This window comes from Collinsella ihumii, assembly GCF_030385545.1.
GTDB classification, from domain to species: Bacteria; Actinomycetota; Coriobacteriia; order Coriobacteriales; family Coriobacteriaceae; genus Collinsella; species Collinsella ihumii.
Window position 1 is genome coordinate 60,657 of record NZ_JAUEIQ010000004.1, and the last position, 16,073, is coordinate 76,729.

Here is a 16,073-nt window from a genome sequence, read left to right on the forward strand (position 1 = left end):
TCGAGCCAACAAAAAAGCGCGCACGAAGGGACACCGCACCCGAGGTGGTGCGCCCCTTCGTACGCGCTGCGTACTCTGACGTGAAGGATACCCCGCCGAAGCCGGCCCGTCAATACGCTGTGGTCGCGCCGTCAGCAAAGCGGAGGGGGGCGTGGCGATGGGCCCGCGAGCGCCGGGCCTTGCTGTGAAGCGCCCTGTGCAGAACCTGCGCACGACCCGTGGATGTTCCATGTTATCGCCTATCGAATCGGTGGGTTTTTATCACGGGTAGGGGATGCTGTATTCGGGGCTTCCCCGGAGCCTACAGACCGCTTGCCCGCTTTTGCCGCGCGTTCCCAAAGAACTGCCGCATGAGGGCTTGTGAGTCAATAATAATTTATTACGAACCGCGGGACGTCGGATGCGGCGCCCGCGGTTTTGTGAGAAGGACGTTTGGAGCAGAAAGGATCGGAGCTGACATGACAAAGCGTAAGCGCATGCACAACCAGCGGACGGCCAAGGCGGTCGAGCGCAAGGCGCTTGCCCTGGATGCTCCGAGCATACCGGTGCCGCTCATGAGCGATGAGCAGCGTCTGCGCATCGAGCGCCGCAGCGTGCTCGACCGCATCACCTCCAACGGCACCATCTCCGCCTGCGTGATGATCCTCGCCGCCGTTGCCGCGGTGATCTGCGCGAACACCGATGCGTACTATGCGCTGCACGAGTGGTTCGCCCTGCCGGTGTCGATTGGCATCGCCGGGTGGGAGTTCTCGTTCAGCTTCGAGCTGTTCGTCAACGACTTCCTCATGGCGATCTTCTTTTTGCTCGTCGGCACCGAGCTCAAATACGAGATGACCGTCGGAGAGCTCAGGCGCCCGCGCCAGGCCATGCTGCCGATGCTCGCGGCGGTGGGCGGCGTGATCGCGCCCGCCTGCATCTACGCGTTCGTGAACCGCGGGGGGGCGGTCTACGGCTGGGCCATCCCCATGGCGACCGATATCGCCTTCGCGCTCGGCGTGCTCTCGCTCCTGGGCAACCGCGTGCCCCCGGCGATCAAGGTGTTCTTCTCGACGCTCGCCATCGCCGACGACCTGCTGGCCATCGTGGCCATCGCCCTGTTCTACGGCCATGCCCCGAGCATGATGTGGCTCGGTGCCGCCGCGGTGGTGACCGCGCTGTTGGTCGTCCTCAACATCCGCAGGCACTTCCGCCTGGCGCCGTATCTGGCCCTCGGCCTCGTGCTGTGGTTCTGCCTGTACCAGTCTGGCGTCCACGCGACGCTCGCCGGCGTGATCCTGGCCTTCACCATCCCGGCGCGCTCCGACATCGATGCGGGCGGCCTGGTGGAATGGGTACGCGCGAAGCTCCCCGAGCTCGACGACCGCTATGACGACGAGGCGCACATCCTCGGCCAGCACGATTTCACGCACGCGGTCAACGGCGTCGAGCGCGTGATGCACCGCGTGACGCCGCCGCTGCAGCGTCTGGAGCACGCCATCTCCACGCCGGTGAACTTCATCATCCTGCCGATTTTCGCGTTCGTGAACGCGCAGGTCAGGCTGGTCGGCGTCGATCCCGCGACGCTTCTGTTCGACCCCGTCGCGCTCGGCGTGTACTTCGGCATGCTGCTGGGCAAGCCGATCGGCATCGTGGGCATGACCGCGCTGCTCGTCAAGACGAAGCTCGCCGAGCTCCCGACCGGCGTGCACTGGCCGCATGTCGTCGGCGTCGGCATCCTGGGCGGCATCGGTTTCACCATGTCCATCCTGATCGCCGGCCTGGCGTTCACCGAGATCCCCGCGGAGCTGCTCGCCGCCAAGACGGCGATTCTGGCGGGATCGATCTCTGCGGCGCTTATCGGCCTGATCTACATGCATTGCGTGTGCCACAAGCGCGCGTAGGGGCCGTGGCGCGGTATCTATCCGCGATCGTGGTCAATTCACCTATCGAACCGGGAATGCCGGCTGCGTATAAACGGACAAACCCGCCCAGAGGAGCTCTCCGGGCGGGTTTTTTCGTTCGCCATGGGCATGAAGCGCCGGGTTCTTCGGTCGACGCGCCGCTCAGTCTTGCAAGAAGTGAAGGGACGCATCGCAATATATTGTCTCAGCCATGGACCGAACCCGGTTCGATGGGTGAATTGACCACGATCGCGAAATCATAGCGCGCGACGCGGCCTCGGCATGGGCGCGCCCCGCGTCAGCCCGCCAGCTGCCGGCGCACCTTCTCGACCTGCTCGATGGCGCGGTTGACCTGGTAGCGGGCATCGTCGATCTTTCCCTGGACGTACAGGTCCACGAAGGGGTTGTCCAAAAACAGGTCGGCCGCCAGCACCAGATTGCCCGTCTGGATGTTCACGCCCTGCGAGCCGTCGATATCGCGCAGCTCGTAGGCGAAGGTCGCGAGCGCGCTGCGGGCCGCGTCGAGCTCGTCTTGGGCGTCGGACATCTTGCCGCGCTTGATGAGCGATGAGATGAAGCCGCCCGCCAAGATGTCGAACGCGCCCCAGTTGCGCGCCGAGTGCAGCAGGTCGCGCGCGCGGTACAGGTGCTCGAGCGCGCGGTCCGCGGCCTCGATGGCCTCATCGATCTCTGTGCGCAGGTCTTTGTCCATGCGATGCCTCCTCTATGGTGAGCGTTCGGTCTCGGGGCCGCCCGTCTACTCCACCGTGCCGTAGGTTCCGCCCCAGCCGTGGGCCGCGAGCGCCGAGTTCAGCTGGTCGCAGAGGCGCTGCCGATCGTAGGTGCCCGGAGGCAGCAGCGTCACGATCTCCATGAGGTCGGGCGCGAGGTCCAAGATCTCGGCCTGAACCACGAGGTCGAGCCGGTCGATGACCTGCCTTCCCGTGAACATGCCGTCCACGAGCCGCTGAAGCTCGCCGAACTCTTCCGCCTGGAACGATCCAAGTCGCATGTGTCCTCCTTGGGTACGGGTTGTCCGCTATAAATCTACCACGGTCGCAAATCGGGGCAGCATGTACAGAGTCGACACACATCGGAAACATCGCGTGCGTATTATACTAGGGCGCACGTGTACGACCGATCGCCTGTCCTGTTTTTGCATGGATGCAGGCCAGCGATTCACGCGAGGGAAGAGGGCCCCGGTATGCAGACAATGTATGAGCAGATGGATACTGCCGCGCTTGATGCCGCTTTGGCGGATCTGACCAGACAGGTTGACGAGGTCAAGGCCAAGGGGCTCAAGCTCGACATGGCGCGCGGCAAGCCGTCGCCGGCGCAGGTCGATATCTCCCGCCCGATGCTCGATCTGCTCTCGAGCGGCGCCGATCTCACCGACGAGGGCGTGGACTGCAGCAACTACGGCTGCTTCGAGGGCATCCCCTCGGCGCGTCGCCTTGCGGGCGAGTTCTTGGGCCTGCCGGCGGACCAGACCATCGTGCTGGGGTCTTCGAGCCTGAACATCATGCAGTCGGTGCTCATCCACTATTGGGAGAAGGGCGTGCCCGGGTACACCCCGTGGAGCAAGCTCGACCGCGTGAAGTGGCTGTGCCCCGCGCCCGGTTACGACCGCCACTTCGGCATCACGCAGGATCTCGGCATCGAGAACGTTCCGGTCCGCATGACCGAGACCGGCCCCGACATGGACGAGGTCGAGCGCCTGTGCGCCGCCGACGACTCCATCAAGGGCATGTTCTGCGTGCCCAAGTACTCCAATCCGACGGGCATCACCTACTCCGATGAGACGGTCCGCCGTCTGGCGACCATGAAGGCCGCGCCGGACTTCCGCATCGTGTGGGACAACGCGTACGCGGTGCACGACTTCACCGATACGCCGGATGTGCTCGCGAACGTTTTCGACTTGGCGCGCGAGGCGGGAAACGAGGACCGCATCCTGGGCGTCGCGTCCACGTCGAAGATCACGTTCCCGGGTGCGGGCATCGCGTTTTTCGGCTCGTCGGCGGCCAACGTGGGCGAGGTCGCGAACACGCTGAAGGTCGGCCTCATCAGCGCCAACAAGCTCAACCAGCTCATGCATACGCGTTTCCTGCCCGACCTGGACGCCGTGCGCGCCCACATGCGCAAGCACGCGGAGTTCCTGCGTCCGCGCTTCGCCTGCGTCGAGGAGAAGCTCGAGGAGGGCCTGGCCGGCACCGGCTGCGGCACGTGGTCGCATCCGCACGGCGGCTACTTCGTGTCATTTGACGGCCCGGAGGGCTCTGCCAAGCGCGTCGGCGCGCTGTGCGCCGAGATGGGCGTCAAGCTCACTCCGGCGGGCGCCACGTGGCCCGGTGGCAACGATCCGCACGATACGAACATCCGCATCGCCCCGACCTATCCGAGCGTCGAGGAGCTCTCCGAGGCGCTCGACGTGCTGGTGCTCGCGGTGAAGCTCGTTTCCGCCCAGCTGGCGCGCGAGGCCCGCGCGTAGCGAGACGGATCCAGCGGCACTTTTGGGACGGAGCCGCCTTTGCCCATGTCGGCGCCGCGCCGACATGGGCAAAGGCGCACGTGCGCGTATCGTGCAAATCGGGGGACGTACCTGTTGCGTGCATTTTTCACGCAACAGGTACGTCCCCCGATTTGCACTGCCCGCTAGAGCTTTGATGGGCCCAAGGGCGGCCCGTCCCAAAAAGTGCCGCGGACCCGCTACAATAGACGGAATGCATGCCGCACATGCACAACCGACGGGAGTTGAGATATGGCCGACGAGTTTTTCGATGACGAGCAGGAGCTGATGGAGGCGGCGGGCGCCGCACCCCAAGATCCTGCCGCCTCGCCCGCGCAGCGCGGCCCGGCCCCATCTCGCGAGGCCGCCCGGGAGACCTCGGCGCCCCCATTTTGGATGGTCGTCGCCATCGCAGCCATCGCGCTTCTGCTCGGCATGGTCATCGGCTATCTTATCGGCACGTCGACGGCCTTGAACGCCCTGGGGTCCTCCGGGGGCGCCGCCACCCAGCAGAGCAGCGACGCGATCGACTCCTCGGAGGTTCTGCCCGAGGGCCATCCCCAGCTGGACATCAACGAGGACGGCACGGCGTCTGTCGCCACGGGCGACGGGGCGTCGTCTGCCGGGTCGGCGCAGTAGGTAGCGAGCAGGAAGGCGACGTATGGCTTTTGACGCCCAACAGACGCGCCGCGCGCAGGCGATCGTCTTGGCGGCCGCGGCGGTCATCGTGGTCGCGATCGCGGCCGTGGTCTTCTCGGGTGCGCTGACCCCGGGCGCCGCGAACGGCACCGCGGATTCCACCTCCCAGGCAGCCGACGGCGCAACCGACGGCTCCTCGCAGGCCGCAGGACAGGCCGTCACCTCCGGCGAGCACGACATGACCCATGTCGACGCGAACTACGCCTCGGTCGTCGAGCAGCTGCAGGCGCAGTACGACAGCGACCCGAGCAACCCCTCGGCGTTGCTGCAGCTCGCCAACGGCTATTTCGACTGGGGCGTCGCCGCGCGCGACGTGGTGGCCACCGACGAGGACGACGCGCACGTCGTCGACCTGTTCAACCAGGCCATCGCGCGCTATGACGACTATCTCGAGCAGAATCCCGATTCGAAGTCGGTGGAAGTGGACCGGGCCATCTCGATCTTCTACACCGGCGACCGCGACCGTGCCATCGCGGAGCTCGAATCCTTCACCGCGGAAGATGGCAGCTTCGGCCCCGCATGGGCGAACCTCGGCATGTTCTACGAGACCGAGGGGCGCACCGACGAGGCGATAGCGGCCTACGAGCGCGCGATCGAGAGCGACTCGAGCGACGCGTACGGCGTGAAGGACTATGCCCAGCAGCACCTGGACGCGCTCAGCGCCTCGTAGCGGGGCGCGGCTGCGGCGGCGTGCACGTTGAACCGATGAGAACGTAAGGAGCACAACAATATGGAACTCGGAATCACGACGACCCCCACGCCAGAGCGCTACCTCGTGTCCGTTGCGGGCGAGGTCGACATCTCCAACGTAGGCGCCCTGCGCGACCATATCGACCTGGCGCTCGAGCAGCCCACCGCGAAGCTCACGCTCGATTTCGCGAACGTGTCCTACATCGACTCCACGGGCATCGGCGTGCTCGTGGGCGCTGCCCACCATGCGGCGGAGCACGAGAAGGGCTTCGAGGTCATCAACGCCCAGCCCAACGTCATGCGCGTGGCGCAGCTTCTGGGCGTCGACAAGGAGATCGGTATCGTCGGGGCATAGCCTCGATGCCCTCGCGCATATCGCCGTGCGCATTTCGCGTATGCGATTCGTGCCGGCGATCCGCGCGGTATACTTCAGCAGTTGTATGAATCGTCTGCCCGCCGGGTACCGCACCCGGCGGGCCCGCATGAGCAAACAGGAGGTTTTCCGTGCCTAGTATCGGCGGAACGGAACTGGTAATCATCTTGGTGTTTGCCTTCCTGCTTTTTGGTCCCGACAAACTCCCGCAGATGGGCCATACGATCGGCCGCGCGCTGCGTCAGTTCCGTCAGACGCAGGAGAAGCTGACGAACGTCGTCCAAACCGAGGTCGTCGACCCGATGGCCGCGGCCGCGAGCGCGCCCAAGGCCAATGCGGCCGAGCAGGCGGCGGTCGATGACGAGGATGCCGATCTCGACGCATCCGAGGGCGCCGAGGCGGCGCCCCAGCGCAAGGAGACCTTCGCCGAGCGCCGCGCGCGCTTGGCGGCCGAGAAGGCCGAGCGCGAGGCGGCCGCCGCCAACGAGGCGGGCGCCGAGCCGGCTGCGGCCGATGCGTCCGACGCCCCCGCCGCCGCGGAGGCTCCCGCGACCGAGCAGGCAGACGCGACCGAGCCCGCCGAGGCGCCTGCGTCCGCCGAGCCCGAGGCCGAGGCCGAGCCTGCCGTGCAGACCACCGAGGACCTGTACGCCCGCCGTCCGCGCAAGCACCGCGCGTCGAAGGCCGCCCAGGCCGAGGATTCCACCGATTCCGTTGAGGGAGGCGAGCAGTAATGCCCATCGGACCCGCGCGCATGCCGCTTCTCGACCACCTGGGCGAGCTGCGGCGCCGTCTCACCATCATCGTCGTGTCGGTGCTCGTGGCCACCGTCGTGATGTACTTCGCCACGCCGGTGCTCGTCGACATCCTGAAGGACCCCATCCTGCCGTCGCTGCCCGAGGGCACCAATCTTTCGATTTACACGTCGCTCGGCGGCTTCGCCATCAAGTTCGGCTTGGCCATCAAGGCCGCCGCGGTCATGTGCACGCCGATGATCGTGTGGCAGATCCTTGCGTTCTTCCTGCCCGCGCTCAAGCCCAACGAGCGCAAGTGGGTGGTGCCCACGGTGCTTATGGCCACGCTGCTGTTCTTCATCGGTGCGGTTTTCTGCTACTTCGTCATCGTGCCGGCCGGCTTCGAATGGCTGATCGGCGAGACGCTGTCCATCGCCAACATCGCCCCCAACCTCGAGGACTACATCAACATCGAGATCCTCCTCATGATCGGTTTCGGCGTGGCCTTCGAGCTCCCGCTCATCGTGTTCTACCTCGCCGTGTTCCACATCGTGCCGTACGCGACGTTCCGCTCCGCATGGCGCTACATCTACGTGATCATGCTCGTGGTGTCCGCCTCCGTGACGCCGGATGCGAGCCCGGTCACGCTGCTGTTCATGTACGCGGCGATGCTTGCGCTCTACGAGATCTCGCTGTTCGTGACGCGCATTGTCATCGTGGCGCGCGAAGGCAAGAAGGGCCTGACCGAACGGCGCATCAGCCTGTTCTCCGATGACGAGGACGACGAGTAGGTCTGCCCATGCATGAACTCGGCTTGGTTTCGGGAGTTCTTGACGTGGTGACGCGAACGGCGCGCGAGGCGGGTGCTTCGCGCGTCGTTTCTGTTTTGCTGCGCATCGGCGACATGGCGGAGGTGAACCCCGAATCGTTCGACTTCGCGTGGGACGTCTTGCGCGAAGACGACCCCCTGACCGCGGAGGCGACCGTCGAGGTCGAGTACGTGCACCCGCGCAGCGTGTGCAGCGCGTGCGGCGAGACGTTCGAGCACGACCGGTTCCATCTGCGCTGCCCCGTATGCGGAAGCCGCGAGACCCATCTGGTGGCCGGGCGCGAGATGGACATCGTCTCCATGGAGATCGAGGACGAGACGTAGGGCAAGATGGGGACGTCTTGTCAAACCGAGGAGGAACGAATGGCGGAAAAGACGGTAGCTATCGGCAGCTCCATCCTGTCGCGCAACGAGCGGATCGCATCCGAGCTGCGCGAGCGGTTCGCGCGCACGGGCACCTATGTGGTGAACGTGCTGTCGAGCCCGGGCTCGGGTAAGAGCTCGACGATTCTCGCCACGAACGAGATCCTGCGCGACCGGTTCGGCTACCGCTGCGCTGTCATCGAGGGCGATATCGCGAGCGATGTGGACGCCATCAAGATGAAGGCCGCGGGCATGCCGGCCATCCAGATCAACACCGGCGGCCTGTGCCATCTCGAGGGCAACATGATCGGCCAGGCGATCGATGCGCTCGATGCCGGCGTGGGCCTCGATGCCATCGACGTCATCTTCATCGAGAACGTGGGCAACCTGGTGTGCCCCGTCGACTTCGATCTGGGCGAGAACCTCTCGATCATGATCCTGTCGGTGCCCGAGGGGGATGACAAGCCCATCAAATATCCCGGGATCTTCCAGCACGCCGGGGCGCTGCTGCTCAACAAGATCGATGCCGCGCCCGCGTTCGACTTCGATATCGAGGGCTACCATCGCGTGCTCGACGACCTGAACCCCACAGCACCCCGGTTCTCGGTGAGCGCCACCAAGGGCGAGGGCATGGAAGCGTGGGCAACGTGGCTCGCGCATCAGATTGAGATGGCGCGAGCGTAGGCAAAACTCCTGCTCAGCGCATACGCAACTGATAGTTGCGACAAAATTCCCACCAGACTTGCTGGCGCGCTACCGTGCGTTCTCGGTACGGTACAGCTGCCATCCCACCGAGGGAGGCGCCGGACGCCCAAAGCGTGCAAATATGGGGACGCAAATATGGGGACGTACCTGTTTCGTGCACTGTTGCAAACATGGGGACGTACCTTCCGCGTGCACTCTTGCACGCATGGGCGGAATCGAATCGACCGGTGCCTCCCGAGGGAGACGCCGGTCGATTCGTCTCGCGTCGGGCGCTTGCGCGGTGTCCCGCGAAAAGGATCTGCCCGGTTTTCCGGACGCGTTCCAGACGGATCGGATCGTCGACCGGGGAGGCGTATCGATATCGGTAGAATCTCGTATGGTCGCAAGGTCGACGGACGCGTGTCGTCGGCGAAGGGAGTTCACATGAACGTGCAGATCGCTCAGCGCTTGGCCGAGCTTCGGCGCGCCAAGGGCTACAGTCAAGAAGCGCTCGCCAACGAGCTGGGCCTGTCCCGTCAGGCTGTTTCCAAATGGGAGCGCGCGGAGAGCTCGCCGGATACGGAGAACCTGATCGCGCTCGCGCGCCTGTACGGCGTGAGCCTCGACGACCTGTTGAACGTGGGCAAGGATATCGAGGACGATGTCGCCTTCGAGAACGCCGAGCGTGCCGAAAAGACGGCGCGGGCCCAAGCGGAGCGGGAGGAGGCCCTGCGCGAGCAACGGGCCCATCAGGAGGCCATGGCGCAGGCTACCGCCGCGGCGACCCAGGCGAGCGAGGCGGCGGCCCGTGCCGCGCAGGCGGCCGCCGCGGCAAGCGAGCAGGCGGCGAGCGCGCGGACGTCCGCCGCTGCGGCCGCGGGAAGCCCGGCGGTCCCCGCATCCGATGCCCCGCGCCGCCGCGGCCCGTGGCGCTCGTTTCCGTACAGCGTGGTCGCGACTATCCTCTTCTTCGTTTTCTGCTTCGGCTTCCATGCGTGGACGACCGCGTGGCTCGTGTTTCTGACCATCCCCATCTATCACTGGATCGCCAACATCATGGACGATTCGCTCGGAAGGGGAGACGACGGCACAGCGCCCGCGGCGCCGCAGGGCGTCCGATCCGATGAAGAGGGGAGGCGATAGCCATGTCGCGTCTTTCGCAGGGCGACAAGGTGAGGGTCGGCGTCGGCATCGCGGCGATCGTGCTCATCCTCATGATCGCCGCCTCGGGGTGGTCTGGGCTGTTCACGCGCTGGTTCCCCGTCATCCAGATCGGCGGCTTCTCGATCGGGTCGAAGCCCGTTTCGCTCGAGGCCCCCATCGACCGCTCCGAATCGTTTGCCGCGTCCGAGGTGGACGATCTCGATATCGACTGGAAGTGCGGCTCGATCAGGCTCGTTGCGGGTGATGGGGACCAGATTCGCGTCATCGAGCGCGTTGCCGCCGGCGACTACGAGATGGATCCGCGCAACGCCACCTTCACGCAGGAGGGCAAGACGCTCAAGATCGATGACGGCCTACCCGATAGCGGCGGCACGTATCCGCACATGGAGCTTGTCGTCGAGGTGCCCTGTGACGATGCGCTCATGTTCGGCAACGTCGACATCGAGAGCGTCAGTTCGACCATCGATGTCGAGCGCGTTGTCAGCGAGGATCTCTCGGTCGCAAGCGTGAGCTCCAACATCACGCTCGACGGCATCCGCGCGCAGGACGCGTCGATCGGCGGCGTCAGCGGCCCCGTAGAGGTTTCCGGAGAGGTTTATGAGGCGTTGGACGTCTCTACGATGAGCGGCGGGGTGTACCTGACGTTGACCGAGGGCGCGCCGAGCGAGATCTCGGTATCCACCGTCAGCGGCGCCATCGAGCTCGATGTGCCGGACGGGCTAGGGTTCACGCTTGCGGCCGACACGGTCTCGGGAGGACTGTCGACGCCCTTTGAGCTCAACACCGTCGATGAGGACGGCTCCTATGTCATCGGAGACGGCGCCTGCGACATCGACCTCGGTAGCGTGAGCGGACGGATCCACATCGCATAACGACCCTCGCAATGCACGCACGGGGACGTACCTGTTTCGTGCACTTATGCAAATCCGGGGACGTACCTTGGGCGTGCACTAATGCACGCAGGGGACACCCCTGACCCGCTATCGGGGGCGGGAGCAGACGGCTGATCGCCCAAAGCCCGCCATCTCGACGTGGCGGCATCAAGGATCTGCCATGTGCGCCTGTCCCCGATGGCGGGTCTTGGGTTCGCGCGCGGGCAAGGGGTGTCCCCGCGCGTGCAGTACTTTGCGTGCGGGTGAAAAAATTCGCGCTTGCGGCTCACTTGTGGTACGTTGCGGTACACGACTTGACGCCCGCGGCCGTGCCCCGCGGGCACCATATATACGTAAGGAGCCGCTTTGAAGCTCGTCATCACCGAGAAGAACGACGCCGCCCAGCAGATCGCGCGCCTGCTGTGCAGCGTCGGCAAGCCCAAGGCCGACAAGGTCTACAACACGCCCGTCTACCGCTTTACGGTCGACGGCGAGGAGTGGGTCACCATCGGTCTGCGCGGCCACATCCTGGCCCCCGATTTCCCCACGGAGCTCAAATTCGACAAGAAGCTCGGCTGGTATGCGGTCTCCCAAGACGGCGAGATGCTGCCCGCGGACGTTCCCGACGGGCTCGCCCGCCCGCCGTACGAGTCCAAGCGCAAGCCCTTCCTCAAAGACGGCATCGACATCAAGGGCTGGAAGGTGCCGAGCCTGCCGTATCTCGTGTGGGCGCCCATCGAGAAGCTTCCCGCGGAGAAGGAGATCATCCGCGCGCTCAAGAACCTTGCCAAAAAGGCCGATTCCGTCGTGATCGGCACGGACTTCGACCGCGAGGGCGAGCTCATCGGTTCCGACGCGCTCGCCATGGTGCGCGACGTCGCCCCGGACGTGCCCGTATCGCGCGCCCGCTACTCCGCGTTCACCAAGGCCGAGATCGACCACGCCTTCAACAACCTCGTGGAACTCGACCAGAACCTGGCCGATGCAGGCGAGTCGCGCCAGTACATCGACCTCATCTGGGGCGCGGCGCTCACCCGTTACCTCACCATGGCCAAGTTCGGCGGTTTTGGCAACGTGCGCTCCGCCGGCCGCGTCCAGACGCCCACGCTGGCGCTTGTCGTGGAGCGCGAGCGCGAGCGGTTGGCGTTCAAGCCTGAGGACTACTGGGTCATCTCGGGCGAGGCGGCGCCGCAGGGCGCCGGCGAGGAGGACGCGTTCAAGATCTCGCACAGCGCCGGGCGCTTCGCGGACGAGCAGGCGGCCGCGACGGCGTTTGCGCATGTCGAGGGTGCCTCGACCGGCACGGTCACGAGCGTGGTGAAGAAGAGCCGCACCCAGCGCCCGCCGACCCCGTTCAACACCACCTCGCTGCAGGCGGCCGCCGCCGCGGAGGGCATCAGCCCGGCGCGCACCATGCGCATCGCCGAGTCGCTCTACATGGACGGCCTCATCTCGTATCCCCGCGTCGACAACACGGTCTACCCGCGTTCGCTCGACCTGCGCGCCACCGTGAAGGCCATCTCGGGCGTTCCGCAGTACGCGCCCGCGTGCCGCGAGCTGCTCTCGCGCGAGAAGCTCACCGCGACGCGCGGCAAGACCGAGACGACCGACCACCCGCCGATCTACCCCACGGCCGCGGCGGATCCCACCAAGCTCGAGCCCGCCCAGTGGAAGCTCTACAACCTCATCGCGCGCCGCTTCTTGGCCACGCTCTCCGACCCCGCGGTCATCGAGGGGACCAAGATCGAGATCGATGTCGCCGGCGAGCCGTTCCAGGCTTCGGGCGACGTGCTCAAGGTCGCCGGCTTCCGCGCCGTATACCCCTTCGGCCTCAAGAAGGACGAGCAGCTGCCCGCGCTCGAGCAGGGCGATACGGTCGACGTGCGCGACATGCAGCTCGAGGCCAAGCAGACCGAGCCCCCGGCGCGCTACAGCCAAGGCAAGCTCGTCCAGGAGATGGAGAAGCGCGGCCTGGGCACCAAGTCCACGCGCGCGAGCATCATCGAGCGCCTCTACCAGGTGAAATACTTCAAGGGTACGCCGAGCGGCCCCATCGAGCCGAGTCAGCTCGGCATGGCGATCATCGACGCGCTGCACGAGTTCGCGCCGCGCATCACCACGCCGGACATGACCAGCGAGCTCGAAGAGGACATGACGCATGTCGCCGAGGGCGCCGACACGCAGGACCAGGTGGTCTACCACTCGCGCGCGCTGCTCGCCGGCATGCTCGATGCGCTGATCGAGCACAAGGACGATCTGGGCGACGCCATCTCCGATGCGGTGACGGCCGACGCCAAGGTCGGCACGTGCCCCAAATGCGGCAAGGACCTCGTCATGAAGACGAGCGCCAAGACCCGCGGCAGCTTCATCGGCTGCATGGGCTGGCCGGACTGCGACGTGACCTATCCGGTTCCCTCCGGCGTGCGCGTGAGCCCGCTCGAGGGCGAGGCGGCCGTGTGCCCAGAGTGCGGTGCCCCGCGCATCAAGTGCCAGCCGTTCAGGCAGAAGGCGTACGAGGTGTGCGTGAACCCCAAGTGCCCGACCAACTACGAGCCCGACCTCAAGGTGGGGGAGTGCTCGGTATGCGCCGCGGCCGGCCGTCATGGCGACCTGATCGCGCACAAGTCCGAGAAGAGCGGCAAGCGCTTCATCCGCTGCACGAACTACGAGGAGTGCGGCGTGTCGTACCCGCTTCCCGGGCGCGGCAAGCTCGAGGCGACCGGCGAGGTGTGCGAGCACTGCGGGGCCCCGATCGTGGTCGTGCAGACCGCGCGCGGCCCGTGGCGCATCTGCGTGAACATGGATTGCCCGAGCAAGGAGAAGAAGGCCGCATCGGGTCGCGGCCGCAAGGGCGCCTCGTCGAGCACGAAGAAGACGACCGCCAAGAAGTCGACCTCAACCAAGAAGTCGTCTTCCAAGAAGTAGCCTGCCGGATTCACGGTTGGATTCACGGTACGCCATAGGCACGCCGACCTGTTCACGGTACGCCATAGGCACGTTTTCCACTCGAAAACGTGCCTATGGCGTACTCTCGGTGAAGCCGCGTGCCTATGGCGTACCGTCGATGTGCCGACCATCGGGCGCGGCGCCTCTCAACTTCTTGCCGTTTGGGGCGCATGGGTGGCCATTCGCCGATTACGTTTCTCTGCGCGGGCGCACGCCTACGGGTTTGAGCTGCGCGGTAAGAAGCATGTCAATCCCCGTTTGAGACCGGTAAGGCATCTTGCTGATACGGTTTCTCCGCAAAGGGGGTGTTGCAGATGGGCGAGAGGAAGCAAGCGTGCGCCGACCGTCTGCTGGATGAGGCGGAGCACGCGTATCGGCTCGCGTTCGCTTCGTCGCATACTGAGGTCATGGCATTGAAGCGCAGGCGAGATGCTGGTCGGGTGGTTGAGCCGGCGAAAGGCTATTTCGCACGAAGCGACGTGTACAAGAGTCTCTCGAAACGCGCCCAAGCGATGTATCTCATCCGTGCCGTGGCTCAAAAGCATCCTACGTGGATCTTCGCATCCTTTTCCGCTGCCCTTGTCTACGGGCTTCAGGTTTCTCACCGGTACCTGGACACGGTGCACATCGTCGTCGGATCTCATGAACGTAAATACAAGCCTGGCGGGTTTATCACCTGCCATCAGATGGGGGATGTCGAGCCTATAGTCGTGGCGGGCATCCGGGTGACATCACTCTTCCAGACGCTGCTCGACTGTGCCTGTTCCGCAAGCTTTCGCTACGGTCTTGCTGTGGTCGATTCCGCTGTGCATTGGAACCTGACGACGGTTTCGGAGCTCAAGGTGTATTTCGACAGTTGCGGTAAGAGGAAGCGTGGGATTGCGACGGCACGCAAGGTGCTGCAATGGGTCGACGGCAAAAGCGAGAACGGCGGGGAGTCCGTCGCCCGCGCCGTCATGATCGAACTCGGCTTCGTGGTTCCCGAACTGCAGCGCGAGGTTGTCGATCCCATGGATTCGACTCAGGTAAAGCGCGTTGACTACTATTGGCTTCTGTCCGACGGAACCGAGGTTATGGCGGAATTGGATGGAAAGGGAAAATACAAAGGGACGGGCGATGTCGCGAAGGATATCGAGGCGGCGATCGAGAACTTTTCCGATGAGCGCTTGCGCGAATCGCACCTCAACCTCACGAGGGCTCTCGTCGTCCGCTTTTCATTTGCCCAGGCGATTGACGAGGATTACATGCGCCGCTTGTTGACCTGTGCAGGGATACCGCTCCGCGAGGCGTCGTAAGCGGACAATCGACGGTACGCTATAGGCACGCCGGCCTGTTCACGGTACGCTATAGGCACGTTTTGCACTCGAAACCGTGCCTATAGCGTACTCTCGATGAGGCCGCGTGCCTATGGCGTACCGTCGATTCAGGTCATGCTGCGGAACGCGTAGTTTGGGAAGCGCTGATCAATTCATTCCGCGCCGGTTGCCCCGTGGCGGGCGCCTACGCGCTCAGACTGCGTCGCCGCAGCGCCACCGTGCCTTCCTCGCCTTCACCCGCATCCGCCTCGCCACGGGGCCGATCGCCTCGAAGGCAATTGATCAGTGCCGCCCAGGGGTCCTGGGGTATGATGACGGGGTGCAACCGAAGGGAGATCGAATGCCGTTTATCACGCTTGAAGGAATCGACGGCTGCGGTAAGTCGACGCAGGCGCGCCTGGTCGCCGCGGCGCTCAAACATGCCGGCCATGAGGTCGTGAGCCTGCGCGAGCCGGGCGGCGTGGCCATCTCCGAGAAGATACGTGCGCTTCTGCTCGACCCCGAGAACAAGGTGATGTGCGATACCTGCGAGCTGCTGCTCTACGAGGCGGCGCGCGCCCAGCTCGTGCACGAGATCGTGCGCCCCGCGCTCGCTGCGGGCAAGGTGGTCGTATGCGACCGGTTCTTCGACTCCACGTCGGCCTACCAGGCGTTCGCGGGCACGGTCGCCCGTGAAGACGCCGACGTCGCGAACGCGCTGGCGGTCGGTGACTGCGTGCCCGACCTCACGCTCGTGTTCGATATCGACCCCGCCGCCGCGGCATCGCGTCGCGAGCAGCGCGACGACGCCCCGGACCGCATGGAGGCCAAGGGCCTGGAATACCAGCAGCGGGTCGCCGACGGATTCCGCACGATCTCGCGCGAGCATCCCGAGCGCGTGCGCCTCGTCGACGCGACCCAGCCCATCGATGCCGTGTTCGCCTGCGTGCTGGCGGAGCTCGCCGGCGTGGGCCTCGCCGTCTCCGCCGACGATGCGCGCTCGGCGCTGTCGGCGCTGATGGCGCCTGCGGAGTAGCG

At 65.4% G+C, this 16,073-nt stretch carries 16 protein-coding genes; 14 read left to right on the top strand and 2 right to left on the bottom strand.

The window, feature by feature from the left end; all coding sequences use genetic code 11:
• Window positions 1-458 precede the first annotated feature (458 nt).
• Window positions 459-1,880 (top strand): Na+/H+ antiporter NhaA, encoded by a 1,422-nt coding sequence (nhaA, locus tag QVN30_RS05120; RefSeq protein WP_435051629.1) that lies wholly within the window; start codon window positions 459-461, stop codon window positions 1,878-1,880.
• Window positions 1,881-2,178: 298 nt separating this feature from the next.
• On the opposite strand, the gene QVN30_RS05125 is transcribed toward nhaA, so the two are convergent.
• Window positions 2,179-2,592: a hypothetical protein gene (locus QVN30_RS05125; protein WP_066828746.1), complete on the bottom strand. Its 414-nt coding sequence runs from the start codon at window positions 2,590-2,592 to the stop codon at window positions 2,179-2,181.
• A 45-nt stretch (window positions 2,593-2,637) separates the two neighbouring features.
• The gene (locus QVN30_RS05130) at window positions 2,638-2,892 is read right to left on the bottom strand and encodes a hypothetical protein (RefSeq protein ID WP_066828745.1); all 255 of its coding nucleotides are present in this window, start codon (window positions 2,890-2,892) and stop codon (window positions 2,638-2,640) included.
• A gap of 192 nt (window positions 2,893-3,084) precedes the next feature.
• On the opposite strand from QVN30_RS05130, the gene QVN30_RS05135 reads away from it, so the two are divergent.
• From QVN30_RS05135 to tmk, 13 genes are all read left to right on the top strand, one after another.
• On the top strand, window positions 3,085-4,368 hold the full coding sequence (locus QVN30_RS05135) for an aspartate aminotransferase type Ic (RefSeq protein ID WP_289835685.1): 1,284 nt from the start codon (window positions 3,085-3,087) through the stop codon (window positions 4,366-4,368).
• Window positions 4,369-4,638: 270 nt separating this feature from the next.
• Window positions 4,639-5,025, top strand: coding sequence for a hypothetical protein (locus QVN30_RS05140; RefSeq protein WP_289835686.1), 387 nt, complete (start codon window positions 4,639-4,641; stop codon window positions 5,023-5,025).
• 22 nt (window positions 5,026-5,047) lie between these two features.
• Complete coding sequence (locus tag QVN30_RS05145) at window positions 5,048-5,755, top strand: tetratricopeptide repeat protein (RefSeq protein ID WP_289835687.1); 708 nt, start codon at window positions 5,048-5,050, stop codon at window positions 5,753-5,755.
• 60 nt (window positions 5,756-5,815) lie between these two features.
• Window positions 5,816-6,130 (top strand): STAS domain-containing protein, encoded by a 315-nt coding sequence (locus QVN30_RS05150; protein ID WP_066828737.1) that lies wholly within the window; start codon window positions 5,816-5,818, stop codon window positions 6,128-6,130.
• A gap of 149 nt (window positions 6,131-6,279) precedes the next feature.
• Window positions 6,280-6,882, top strand: a complete 603-nt coding sequence (locus tag QVN30_RS05155; protein ID WP_289835688.1) for a Sec-independent protein translocase subunit TatA/TatB — start codon at window positions 6,280-6,282, stop codon at window positions 6,880-6,882.
• A complete protein-coding gene (gene tatC, locus QVN30_RS05160; RefSeq protein ID WP_273356515.1) occupies window positions 6,882-7,673 on the top strand; it encodes a twin-arginine translocase subunit TatC in 792 nt (263 codons plus the stop codon). The genes QVN30_RS05155 and tatC overlap by 1 nt, the downstream gene beginning before the upstream one ends.
• 8 nt (window positions 7,674-7,681) lie before the next feature.
• Window positions 7,682-8,035: a hydrogenase maturation nickel metallochaperone HypA/HybF gene (locus QVN30_RS05165; protein WP_289835689.1), complete on the top strand. Its 354-nt coding sequence runs from the start codon at window positions 7,682-7,684 to the stop codon at window positions 8,033-8,035.
• Between the two features lie 39 nt (window positions 8,036-8,074).
• Window positions 8,075-8,758 carry a hydrogenase nickel incorporation protein HypB gene (gene hypB / locus QVN30_RS05170; protein WP_289835690.1) on the top strand — a complete coding sequence of 228 codons (684 nt, stop codon included), beginning with the start codon at window positions 8,075-8,077 and terminating at the stop codon, window positions 8,756-8,758.
• Window positions 8,759-9,202: 444 nt separating this feature from the next.
• Window positions 9,203-9,901, top strand: a complete 699-nt coding sequence (locus QVN30_RS05175) for a helix-turn-helix transcriptional regulator (RefSeq protein ID WP_289835691.1) — start codon at window positions 9,203-9,205, stop codon at window positions 9,899-9,901.
• Between the two features lie 2 nt (window positions 9,902-9,903).
• Window positions 9,904-10,794 (top strand): DUF4097 family beta strand repeat-containing protein, encoded by an 891-nt coding sequence (locus QVN30_RS05180; RefSeq protein ID WP_204571381.1) that lies wholly within the window; start codon window positions 9,904-9,906, stop codon window positions 10,792-10,794.
• A gap of 366 nt (window positions 10,795-11,160) precedes the next feature.
• A complete protein-coding gene (locus QVN30_RS05185) occupies window positions 11,161-13,719 on the top strand; it encodes a DNA topoisomerase I (RefSeq protein WP_289835692.1) in 2,559 nt (852 codons plus the stop codon).
• A 335-nt stretch (window positions 13,720-14,054) separates the two neighbouring features.
• Window positions 14,055-15,035, top strand: a complete 981-nt coding sequence (locus tag QVN30_RS05190; protein WP_289835693.1) for a hypothetical protein — start codon at window positions 14,055-14,057, stop codon at window positions 15,033-15,035.
• Window positions 15,036-15,396: 361 nt separating this feature from the next.
• Window positions 15,397-16,071 carry a dTMP kinase gene (gene tmk, locus QVN30_RS05195; RefSeq protein ID WP_289835694.1) on the top strand — a complete coding sequence of 225 codons (675 nt, stop codon included), beginning with the start codon at window positions 15,397-15,399 and terminating at the stop codon, window positions 16,069-16,071.
• The last annotated feature ends 2 nt before the right edge of the window (window positions 16,072-16,073 follow it).

Bases quoted from the DNA above. Each gene is read 5' to 3' on its own strand.
- nhaA (WP_435051629.1), top strand. From the start codon at position 459: ATGACAAAGCGTAAGCGCATGCACAACCAGCGGACGGCCAAGGCGGTC.
- QVN30_RS05125 (WP_066828746.1), bottom strand. From the start codon at position 2,592: ATGGACAAAGACCTGCGCACAGAGATCGATGAGGCCATCGAGGCCGCG.
- QVN30_RS05130 (WP_066828745.1), bottom strand. From the start codon at position 2,892: ATGCGACTTGGATCGTTCCAGGCGGAAGAGTTCGGCGAGCTTCAGCGG.
- QVN30_RS05135 (WP_289835685.1), top strand. From the start codon at position 3,085: ATGCAGACAATGTATGAGCAGATGGATACTGCCGCGCTTGATGCCGCT.
- QVN30_RS05140 (WP_289835686.1), top strand. From the start codon at position 4,639: ATGGCCGACGAGTTTTTCGATGACGAGCAGGAGCTGATGGAGGCGGCG.
- QVN30_RS05145 (WP_289835687.1), top strand. From the start codon at position 5,048: ATGGCTTTTGACGCCCAACAGACGCGCCGCGCGCAGGCGATCGTCTTG.
- QVN30_RS05150 (WP_066828737.1), top strand. From the start codon at position 5,816: ATGGAACTCGGAATCACGACGACCCCCACGCCAGAGCGCTACCTCGTG.
- tatC (WP_273356515.1), top strand. From the start codon at position 6,882: ATGCCCATCGGACCCGCGCGCATGCCGCTTCTCGACCACCTGGGCGAG.
- QVN30_RS05165 (WP_289835689.1), top strand. From the start codon at position 7,682: ATGCATGAACTCGGCTTGGTTTCGGGAGTTCTTGACGTGGTGACGCGA.
- hypB (WP_289835690.1), top strand. From the start codon at position 8,075: ATGGCGGAAAAGACGGTAGCTATCGGCAGCTCCATCCTGTCGCGCAAC.
- QVN30_RS05175 (WP_289835691.1), top strand. From the start codon at position 9,203: ATGAACGTGCAGATCGCTCAGCGCTTGGCCGAGCTTCGGCGCGCCAAG.
- QVN30_RS05180 (WP_204571381.1), top strand. From the start codon at position 9,904: ATGTCGCGTCTTTCGCAGGGCGACAAGGTGAGGGTCGGCGTCGGCATC.
- QVN30_RS05190 (WP_289835693.1), top strand. From the start codon at position 14,055: ATGGGCGAGAGGAAGCAAGCGTGCGCCGACCGTCTGCTGGATGAGGCG.
- tmk (WP_289835694.1), top strand. From the start codon at position 15,397: ATGCCGTTTATCACGCTTGAAGGAATCGACGGCTGCGGTAAGTCGACG.